The 10,050-nt window shown below is 35.7% G+C and carries 7 protein-coding genes; 4 read left to right on the forward strand and 3 right to left on the reverse strand.

The genetic code is table 11. The annotated features are described in order from the left end of the window. Positions 1 to 15 precede the first annotated feature (15 nt). A complete protein-coding gene (glyA, locus tag VKY41_RS10335; protein ID WP_500814382.1) occupies positions 16 to 1,287 on the reverse strand; it encodes a serine hydroxymethyltransferase in 1,272 nt (423 codons plus the stop codon). Between the two features lie 248 nt (positions 1,288 to 1,535). Between glyA and fahA the strand changes: the two genes are divergently transcribed. Together fahA and VKY41_RS10345 are read left to right on the forward strand one after the other, a co-directional pair. Continuing rightward, positions 1,536 to 2,825 (forward strand): fumarylacetoacetase, encoded by a 1,290-nt coding sequence (gene fahA / locus VKY41_RS10340; protein WP_500814374.1) that lies wholly within the window; start codon positions 1,536 to 1,538, stop codon positions 2,823 to 2,825. Between the two features lie 58 nt (positions 2,826 to 2,883). Continuing rightward, entirely contained in the window at positions 2,884 to 4,101 is a 1,218-nt protein-coding gene (locus tag VKY41_RS10345) for a peroxiredoxin family protein (RefSeq protein ID WP_500814375.1), read from the forward strand. Positions 4,102 to 4,104: 3 nt separating this feature from the next. On the opposite strand, the gene VKY41_RS10350 is transcribed toward VKY41_RS10345, so the two are convergent. Together VKY41_RS10350 and recG are read right to left on the reverse strand one after the other, a co-directional pair. Continuing rightward, complete coding sequence (locus VKY41_RS10350) at positions 4,105 to 5,853, reverse strand: N-acyl-D-amino-acid deacylase family protein (protein WP_500814376.1); 1,749 nt, start codon at positions 5,851 to 5,853, stop codon at positions 4,105 to 4,107. Between the two features lie 129 nt (positions 5,854 to 5,982). Further along, positions 5,983 to 8,127 carry an ATP-dependent DNA helicase RecG gene (gene recG, locus VKY41_RS10355; RefSeq protein WP_500814377.1) on the reverse strand — a complete coding sequence of 715 codons (2,145 nt, stop codon included), beginning with the start codon at positions 8,125 to 8,127 and terminating at the stop codon, positions 5,983 to 5,985. A gap of 359 nt (positions 8,128 to 8,486) precedes the next feature. Between recG and VKY41_RS10360 the strand changes: the two genes are divergently transcribed. Further along, entirely contained in the window at positions 8,487 to 8,747 is a 261-nt protein-coding gene (locus tag VKY41_RS10360; RefSeq protein ID WP_500814378.1) for a hypothetical protein, read from the forward strand. Between the two features lie 106 nt (positions 8,748 to 8,853). Beyond that, on the forward strand, positions 8,854 to 10,050 hold a 1,197-nt coding region (locus tag VKY41_RS10365; RefSeq protein WP_500814379.1), incomplete at its 3' end, for a M1 family metallopeptidase.

The following is a 10,050-nucleotide window of genomic DNA, read 5'->3' on the forward strand; positions in this document are numbered from 1 at the left end:
ATGAAGTTTTTAAACTTATGCGAATAAAGGAAAGTCACTCATCATAGCATTAACCTTTCCGGCAATAGCTTCTAGTTTTTCCTCATTTTGATAATTCATAAGCGCTTCGTCAATTAAAGCTACAATGCCCTCCATGTCTTTTTCTTTTAAACCTCTAGTTGTAATCGCTGGAGTTCCAATTCTAATTCCAGAAGTTACAAACGGCGATTTATCGTCAAATGGAACCATGTTTTTGTTTACAGTAATATCGGCTTTAACTAAAGCTTGCTCAGCATCTTTACCTGTAATATTTTTATTTCTTAAGTCAATTAACATCATGTGATTGTCTGTACCGCCAGAAATAATATGGTAATCTCTTTTTACGAAAGCTTGAGCCATAGCTTCGGCATTCTTTTTCACTTGCAGCATATAATGTAAATACTCATCCGTTAAAGCTTCACCAAAAGCAATAGCCTTAGCAGCAATAATATGCTCTAATGGTCCACCTTGGTTACCAGGGAATACGGCAGAATCCAATAAAGATGACATTTTACGTAAACTTCCGTTTTTAAGTTTCAAACCAAACGGATTATCAAAATCCTGTCCCATCATAATCATTCCTCCTCTTGGACCACGTAAAGTTTTGTGGGTAGTAGTAGTTACAACATGACAATGAGGTAGCGGATCGCTTAAAATACCTTTAGCAATAAATCCAGCAGGATGAGCAATATCTGCCATTAGCAAAGCACCCACGCTATCAGCAATTTCTCTAAAGCGTTTGAAATCCATATCTCTCGAGTAGGCAGAAGCTCCTGCAATAATTAATTTTGGCTTTTCTTTTAAAGCCATTTCAGCCACATGATCGTAATCAATTAAGCCTGTTTCTTTATTAACACCGTAAAATACAGGATTGTATAATTTTCCTGAAAAATTCACGGGAGACCCATGGGTTAAATGTCCGCCATGAGATAAGTCGAAACCAAGAATTTTATCTCCAGGTTTTAAACAAGCAGCAAAAACAGCTGTATTTGCTTGGCTTCCAGAATGAGGTTGTACGTTAACATACTCAGCATTAAATAAGGTTTTTGCTCTGTCTATGGCAAGTTGTTCTACTTCATCCACAACTTCACAACCACCATAATAACGTTTTCCAGGATACCCTTCGGCATACTTGTTGGTTAAAACAGAGCCAGCAGCTTCCATTACTTGGTTGCTTACAAAGTTCTCGGAAGCAATCAATTCAAGACCTTCCAGTTGTCTGTGTTTTTCAGCTTCGATTAATTCGAAGATTTGTTCGTCGCGTTGCATCATTTTAATAGTTTTTTATTTCAATAAATCCCCAATGGGTTTTGATGAAAATCTTGTTATCGTTAAAATCATGTCAAAAATAACAAATAGATTAGTTTAATTCATCAAAAAACATATATTTACTTCGCTTTTAAGATTTCTTTAGAGAATCGAGAGAAACTACATTTTTTCTTTATTATTAGTATAAAAATAAAAAGTTATGTAGGTTTGAATAGATTTTTAATAATATAAAAATATACACAATGGTTATGTCATTATCAGCTAACGATCCAGATAGAAAATCGTGGTTACATGTAGATAAAAACTCGGATTTTCCAATACAGAACATTCCTTTTGGTGTATTCCTAACACGAGACGATATTATTACCATCGGAACGCGAATTGGGGATACGGCTATCGACTTAGGAGCTTTACATCAATTAGGTTATTTTGAGGGAATTCCTTTGACTGATGATATCTTCTTACAAGACACCTTAAACGATTTTATCGCAGATGGTAGAAAAACCTGGCGCTTAGTAAGAAATAGGATTGCAGATATTTTTGACGCTGAAAATGATGAATTAAAAAATAACCTGAAGCATAAGGAAATTGTTCTGTTTCGCTTAGACGAAATAGAAATGCAATTACCGGTTCATATTGGAGATTATACCGATTTTTACTCAAGTATAGAACATGCTACTAACGTGGGGACAATGTTTCGTGATCCGGAAAATGCCTTAATGCCAAACTGGTTGCATATTCCTGTAGGATATCATGGAAGAAGTAGCTCTATTATTCCTTCAGGAATTCCTATTCATAGACCTCAAGGTCAAACCCTGCCTGCAGGTAGCGAGACACCAGTTTTTGGACCTTCAAGATTAGTAGATTTCGAACTTGAAATGGCTTTTATTACAACTGCGGCAAACGATTTAGGAGAACCTATTCCTATTGATGAAGCAGAAGAGTATATTTTTGGTTTGGTGTTGTTTAACGACTGGTCGGCTAGAGATATCCAAAAATGGGAATATGTGCCATTAGGTCCATTTTTAGCGAAAAGTTTTGCATCGTCTATTTCACCATGGATTGTTACTTTAGATGCTTTGGAACCTTACCGCGTTGCAGGTCCAAAACCATTAAAGCCACAATTACCTTATTTACAATATAAGGGAGATAAAAGTTACGATATTAAATTAGAAGTAGCCATTAAGCCAAAAACAGCCAAAGAAACGGTTGTAAGTAAGTCTAATTTTAAATATATGTATTGGAATATGGCGCAACAATTGGCGCATCATACGGTTAATGGTTGTCCGGTAAATTCAGGTGATATGATGGGGTCCGGAACTATTTCAGGACCAACACCAGATTCTTACGGTTCTATGTTGGAGTTAACGTGGAGAGGCGAAAAACCAATTACTTTAAATGACGGAACAGAGCGTAAATTTATAAACGACTACGATACGGTTATTATGCGTGGACACTGCGAAAAAGATGGCACCAGAATTGGTTTTGGTGAAGTCTCAACTCAGTTGCTTCCCATATTTACTCCGAAGATAAAATAAATAGAAATGAAGCGACCAAATGGTCGCTTTTTTTGTTTTAATAAACATCCCAAACCACATGCGACAAATAAGCTTAATACTAATCTTAATTTCTTTGGTTTCTTGTAAATCTGAAACAGAACAATTAAAAACTTTAAAACCGGGAACCTATCAAGCGCTTTTAAAAGTAAACGATAGCTTAGACATGCCTTTTGTTTTTGAAGTTTTAAGTAAAGAGAGGCTTCAAATTTTTAATGCTGATGAAGTGATTGAAGTGGATGAGATTATTTATAGAAAGGACTCTGTTTTTATAAAGCCACCAGTTTTTGAAAGCTATATAGCAGCAAAAATGACTGAAACAGGTTTGGAAGGAAATTATATTAAGGACGATTTAAATCGTACCGTTCCGTTTAAAGCTGTTTTTGGAAAACTCAACCGTTTTGAAGTGAACAAACAACCAGAAGTAAATATCTCAGGAAATTGGGAAACCATGTTTAGTCCAGATTCAGAATCTGATAATTATATAGCTAAAGGTGTTTTTGAGCAGGTGGAAAATAAAGTAACAGGAACTTTTAGAACGAAGACTGGCGATTACAGATATTTGGAAGGAGTTGTTGATGGTAATCAATTAAAACTTTCCACTTTCGATGGAGCTCATGCCTATTTGTTTATGACAACGCTTACAGATAGTAGTATGCAAGGGATGTTCTACTCAGGGAACCATTATAAGGAGCCTTTTGTGGCGAAACGTAACGATGACTTCGAATTACCTGACGCGAACAATTTAACCTTTCTAAAGGAGGGTTTTGACAAATTGGCTTTTTCTTTCCCAGACGAAAGTGGAAAAATGGTTTCATTGGAAGACGAACGGTTTAAAAACAAAGTAGTATTAGTACAAATTATGGGTACTTGGTGTCCAAATTGCTTGGATGAGAGTAAGTATTTTACTGAGTTTTATAAAAATAACAAAGACAAAGATTTTGAAATTATCGGTCTGGCTTTCGAATACACGAAAACCGAAGAAAAGGCCTTTGCAAACATAAAAAGATTAAAAGATAGGTTGAATATTGAATATCCTATATTATTAGCGCAATACGGTAGTTCTAGCAAAGTGTCTGCGCAAGAAAAACTCCCAATGTTAAATCAGGTATTGAGCTATCCAACAACTATTTTTATTGATAAAAACGGTGCAGTGCGTAAAATACATACCGGATTTAATGGACCCGCTACAGGTGAGAAGTATACAGAGTTTACGAGTGAGTTTGAAGAATTTGTTAATGGGTTGTTGAAAGAATAGTCTTTAAACCATTTTTTCTAAAAAACGTCCATATTTGTTAGTGCTGCCATAACCTTCAACAAACTCATCATTTTCAAAAATAGTTTTGCCTCCAACCATTACTCGTGAAACGACACCTTTATTCCTGTTGACAAGTCTTTCGTGATTTCCAAACTCTTTAATAATGCCAATTTCAACATCTTCTGTAATGTTATGAAAATTTTTAGGATTGATAAGGACTAAGTCAGCAAGTTTGCCTACTGCAAGATGCCCGCAATCTATATGAAACCAGTCTCCTTGTTCTTTTGTAAGTCGCCAAACACATTGCTCCATGGTCATGATGGGTTGGCCTTTTTCAATAGATTCCTGAACTATTTTCATCATTTTTAAAGGGAAATTATAAAAAGCCATATTGTTTAAGTGTGCTCCTGCATCTGAAAAACTAATTAAGTTGTACGGGAAATTATATAGCCTTTTGTATTTATTTGGCCTATCGTTGGCTATGGTCGTGGTCCATCTTATCTGTTTATCGTATTGGATAATCGTGTCTAAAAATAAATCAACTGGATGCATTCTTTTTTCTTCAGCTAATTGATAGAAGTTTTTCCCAATCATACTTTCATCGGGGCAAGCTATAATGGTTGTTTTGCTTAAATCCTTATGCCATACCTTTGGAGCAAATTTATTCTTGATTTCCTTCTTAAAATTATCTCGAAACTCTTGGTTTTTTATAAGCTCATCTCTTGTATCTAATTCTTTTGCAAGGTGCCTAAGAGCTTCACCACTAGGAAACTCTTCAAACATCACCGAATCTACGCCATCGTAGTACACGGTAAATGGACAAGGTGGCGATTGCATTCTAAAATTGGCGTTTCCCAATAGATTAATAGATCTTGTAGCAAAGGCTAGTATGGGATAAATGTATCTGTCGCCAATTAAATCCATCATGGCAATCATAGTGGTTTTTAAAGGTTTTCTAAAAATTCCAGTGCTCGCAAACATATAGTTTAAGGCATTATAGCGCGTTACTAGATTTGGAGCTCCTTGTAAAATGGCATCTCTTTTTCGTAAAATGTCAATAAGACTTTTTCGTTCCTTCCAAGAGGAGTAGAAGGAAGGTGTTTTATGCGACCAATACCTGTCGCCATCCATTTTATCCCAAGGGTTATCCATCGTAGATAAGCCTATAAAACCTTCGTCTAAGGCATCGTTTAACATGTGTGCCATTATGTGTTCCTCTTCTTTTGAAGCCGATTCTCCTTCGGTTAAGGATCTGTTTATTCCCATAACTTTCATTCGAATATCCGAATGGCCAATAAAGGAAGCGACATTAATCCCTAAGGGTAATTTATTAATATAAGCTTTCCATTCTTTTGGCGTGGTCCATGTTTTTTCTTTTTCTAATAACGGTAACATTACCTCTCTAGGAATGGCTTCAACACGCGTAAAAGAGTCTGAAGTGTCTTCTGGAGAATTGTAGACAGAGGAAACAGAACAACTTCCAAGGACAATGGAAGTCACACCATGTCGTGCAGATTCTTTAAGTCCTGGGGAAGCAATGACTTCTGCGTCATAATGGGTATGTGAATCTATAAACCCAGGAACAACCCACAAGCCTTCAGCGTCAATTATTTCTACAGGATCATATTGTGAAGGAGCGATGGAACCAATTTCCATAATCCTACCATGGCTATCAATTAAAATATCTTGTATGGTTGCTGAAGTGTTTCGATCTCCTGAAAAAAAGAGACCGTTTTTGATTAGGATGTTCACGATTTATAAATATTTTATATGAATAATATGATGACATAATAATAAGGAATTAATAGCAATTATTATATCTGAATTGAACCTAATTTAAAACATTTATAGTTGAAAACTTAATGGAGTGGAAATATATTCTTAGCTTATATAATTCCAGATGTTCTTGTATTTGCTTACTTGTTGGTAGGTGTAAAGAATGGTTTTGTTTTCTACAGCTTTTAAAGTAGGATCGCTACTAAGCACCTTTTTAGCGTAGTATCTAGCGGATTGTAAAATATCCTTATCTTTTATTAAATCGGCAATCTTAAGGTTTAAAACCCCGCTTTGTTGGGTTCCCATAAGGTCGCCAGGACCGCGTAAGTTTAAATCTACCTCAGCAATTTCAAAACCATCGTTTGTTCTGGTCATGGTTTCGATGCGTTTTTTACTGTCACTACTTAATTTATGGCTGGTCATGAGGATGCAATAACTTTGTTCGGCACCACGACCAACACGTCCTCGTAATTGGTGTAATTGTGATAATCCAAAGCGCTCAGCACTTTCTATAATCATAACTGAAGCATTCGGTACGTTTACCCCAACTTCAATAACAGTGGTTGCAACCATGATGTTGGTTTCACCTTTAATAAAACGTTGCATTTCGTAATCCTTGTCCGCAGGTTTCATTTTTCCATGAACAATGGAAATTTGAAAATTAGGAGGAGGAAAGTCTCTAGAAACACTTTCGTAGCCATCCATTAAATCTTTATAATCCATTTTTTCACTTTCTTGGATTAATGGGTACACGATATAAACCTGTCGCCCTTTTTTAATTTCATCTCTTATAAACCCGAATACTTTTAATCTATTTTTGTCATAGCGATGAACTGTTTTTATAGCTTGTCTTCCTGGGGGTAATTCGTCGATAACGGAAATGTCTAAATCACCATAAACAGACATGGCTAAAGTTCTTGGAATTGGGGTTGCTGTCATCACTAAAATGTGTGGAGGAATGACTCGTTTTATCTCCTCAAAATCCCCGTCGTTTTTTTGTTGAATTTCCTTAGGACCTTTCTTCCATAATTTGCTTCTTTGTTCAACTCCAAATCGGTGTTGTTCATCGATTATTGCAAGACCTAAATTTTTAAATTTAACCTTGTCTTCTAGCAAGGCATGTGTGCCGATTAGGATGTCTAATTCACCGCTTTCTAGCGATTCATGAATCTCTTTTCTTTCTGAAGTGTTACTTGAACCTGTAAGCAGTTTAATTCTGATATTCAATTTATTAGCTAGTTCAAGTAATCCGTTATAGTGTTGGACTGACAAAATTTCAGTTGGAGCCATTAGACATGCTTGATAACCGTTGTCAAGTGCCATTAACATAGACATGAATGCGACTATGGTCTTCCCGGAACCCACATCGCCTTGTAAAAGTCGATTCATTTGGGCGTTACTGCCTAAATCGTGTCTAATTTCTTTTAAAACCCGTTTCTGTGCATTGGTTAATTCGAAGGGTAAATGGTTTTTGTAAAATGTATTGAAATAGGTTCCAACCTGGGTAAAAGGTAAGCCTTTTATTTTTGATTTATGGATTAAATTTTTTAGTATTAATTGCAGTTGAATATAGAATAATTCTTCAAATTTTAATCGGAATTGCGCTCGTGATAACAGCTCTTGATTTTTAGGAAAATGGATGTTAAATACAGCTTCAGATTTTGATAGTAATTTTAATTCTGAAAGGATGTTTTCAGATAAAGATTCTTGAAATCTACCTTTGGTTTCAATGAATAATTGCTGCATGATTTTGGTAATCACACGATTTGTAATTCCTTTATTACTTAGTTTTTCTGTTGAAGGATAAATGGGTTGCATGGCAGAACGAATATTCTTTTCGTGCTCTTCCAAAAGTTCCATATCTGGATGTGGCATGCTAAATACACCATTGAACCAATTTACTTTACCGAAAATAACATAAGGCTTTTTGAGCTTGATGCTTTCGCGAATCCATTTTTGTCCTCGAAACCAAACCATCTCCATAGTGCCTGTATCATCTCTAAATGTGGCAACCAAGCGTTTTCCCCTTTTTTGTGCAACTTCCTTTAGGCTAATAATTTCACCCACGACCTGCACTTCGGCATTGTTTCGTTGTAACTGATGTATTTTGTAATACTGAGTGCGATCCAAATACCTGTTTGGGAATAGATTAATTAAGTCTTGGTAGGTGTGAACGCCTAATTCCGTCCTGAGTAAATCTGCGCGATTTGGACCGACACCTTTCAAATAATCTATGGGAGTTTGTAGCATGACTCGCTAAAAATGATTTTTTTTTATTTGGTAAATCTAAATCTAAATTACAAGTTTAAGGAATAAAATACTAATAATTTACATCTTGTTGCCATAACCAAACTAATCAAAAACCAAATTAAATTAACCTCAAAAATCAATGCACTATCTATGCTAGTGCTTGTACTAACCTTATGTTACTGTAGCAGCGACGATTCGTCAAATCATACATCTACACCAACCCCAGAGTTGCAGGTTACTGGAACAATATTACCCTTTGGCGATACCGATGTTTTAAGTTTTTCTGACTCACAGTTTGTGGCGATTATGGGTTGAAGCTTCAGCGTACTTTCAAGTGTCTTTAGACGATTCTAAATTTTTTGGAAAGTGTTTCTATTCCTAAAACCGATGCAGCCTCTGGAAATCAACCGATTTATGTGCGTTTTTCACCAGGAGAAACTTCTGTAGGAGCTATTAATGGAATTCTAACTTTCAAAAGCACGGGTGCCAATTCAAAAACCATGAATCTAAATGGAAATGGGATAAGTATTCAGTCTATTATTACGGTAAGCGAAACTAGCTTAGATTTTGGGGTAGTTAAAAGTAATACGCCAATCGATAAACCGGTTGTAAATGAGTAGAATATCATATCCTAAAAAAATATTAAGCACGTTATTTGCTAACGTGCTTTTTTATTGGAAGTAGGATTGTTATCTTCAACCTATGTTATTTTTAAATTTCAAATAGATGAAAAGAGTCCTAAGTTTTATAGTTTGCCTTGTTCATTTCTTCCTGTTCGCACAACAAACGGAAACTGTAGACTTTAGTCATGTAAAGGCACATATAAGTTTTAAGGTGGACTCAGCACAAGTTTTAGGTCTGGTGCAATATCAGTTTAAAACACTACAAGCCGTAGATTCTGTGTATTTAGATGCTATGGCGATGGATTTTGATGAGGTTTTGTTAAATGGTAAGCAAGCTAAGTTTAAAAATGATAGTAAAAAACTGGTGGTTTTCTCTGAATTTAAAGCAGATGAAACCCATAGTCTGAGTTTTAATTATAAAGCAACACCCAAACAAACCTTATACTTTATAGGCTGGAACACTGAGGCTCCAAAGCAAATTTGGACACAGGGACAAGGGAAATACACAAGTCACTGGTTGCCAAGTTTAGATGATACTAACGATAAAATAGAATTCGATTTATCAGTTACTTTTAATAGCGAATATGAAGTAGTAGCCAATGGAAAACTTGTTAGTAAAGAGGTTGAAGCAGAAAACACAACTTGGCATTATGATATGAAAGCACCTATGTCTAGCTACCTGCTAGCTGTTGTGGTTGGGAAATATGATAAGCGTAAGGAGTTGTCAAACAGTGGAATTCCTTTGAAAATGTATTATTATCCGGAAGATTCCTTAAAAGTGGAACCAACTTATCGATACAGTAAGCAAATGTTCGATTTTCTTGAAGCTGAAATAGGAGTGGCTTATCCGTGGCAAAATTATAAACAGATTCCTGTGCACGATTTTTTGTATGCAGGTATGGAAAACACAAGTGCAACCATTTTTTCGGATGCTTTTGTAATCGATTCCATAGCATTTGTAGATAGAAATTATGTAAATGTGAATGCACATGAATTAGCTCATCAGTGGTTTGGCAATTATGTAACTGCAAAAAGTAGCGAGCATCATTGGTTGCAAGAGGGGTTTGCAAGTTATTATGCCTTATTGGCTGAAAGAGATGTTTTTGGTGAAAATTATTATTACTGGAGCTTATACGAATATGCTCAAGAGCTCATGGACCAAAATAGGTCTGGAAATAGTACGTCCTTGTTAAACCCTAAATCTAGTAGTGTTACTTTTTATAAACGCGGAGCTTGGGTTTTGCATGCCTTAAGAGAAGAAGTAGGGGATGTAGCCTTTAAGCAGGCTGTAAAAAACTAT

The sequence above is a fragment of the Xanthomarina sp. genome (assembly GCF_035306605.1).
Taxonomy (GTDB): domain Bacteria; phylum Bacteroidota; class Bacteroidia; order Flavobacteriales; family Flavobacteriaceae; genus Xanthomarina.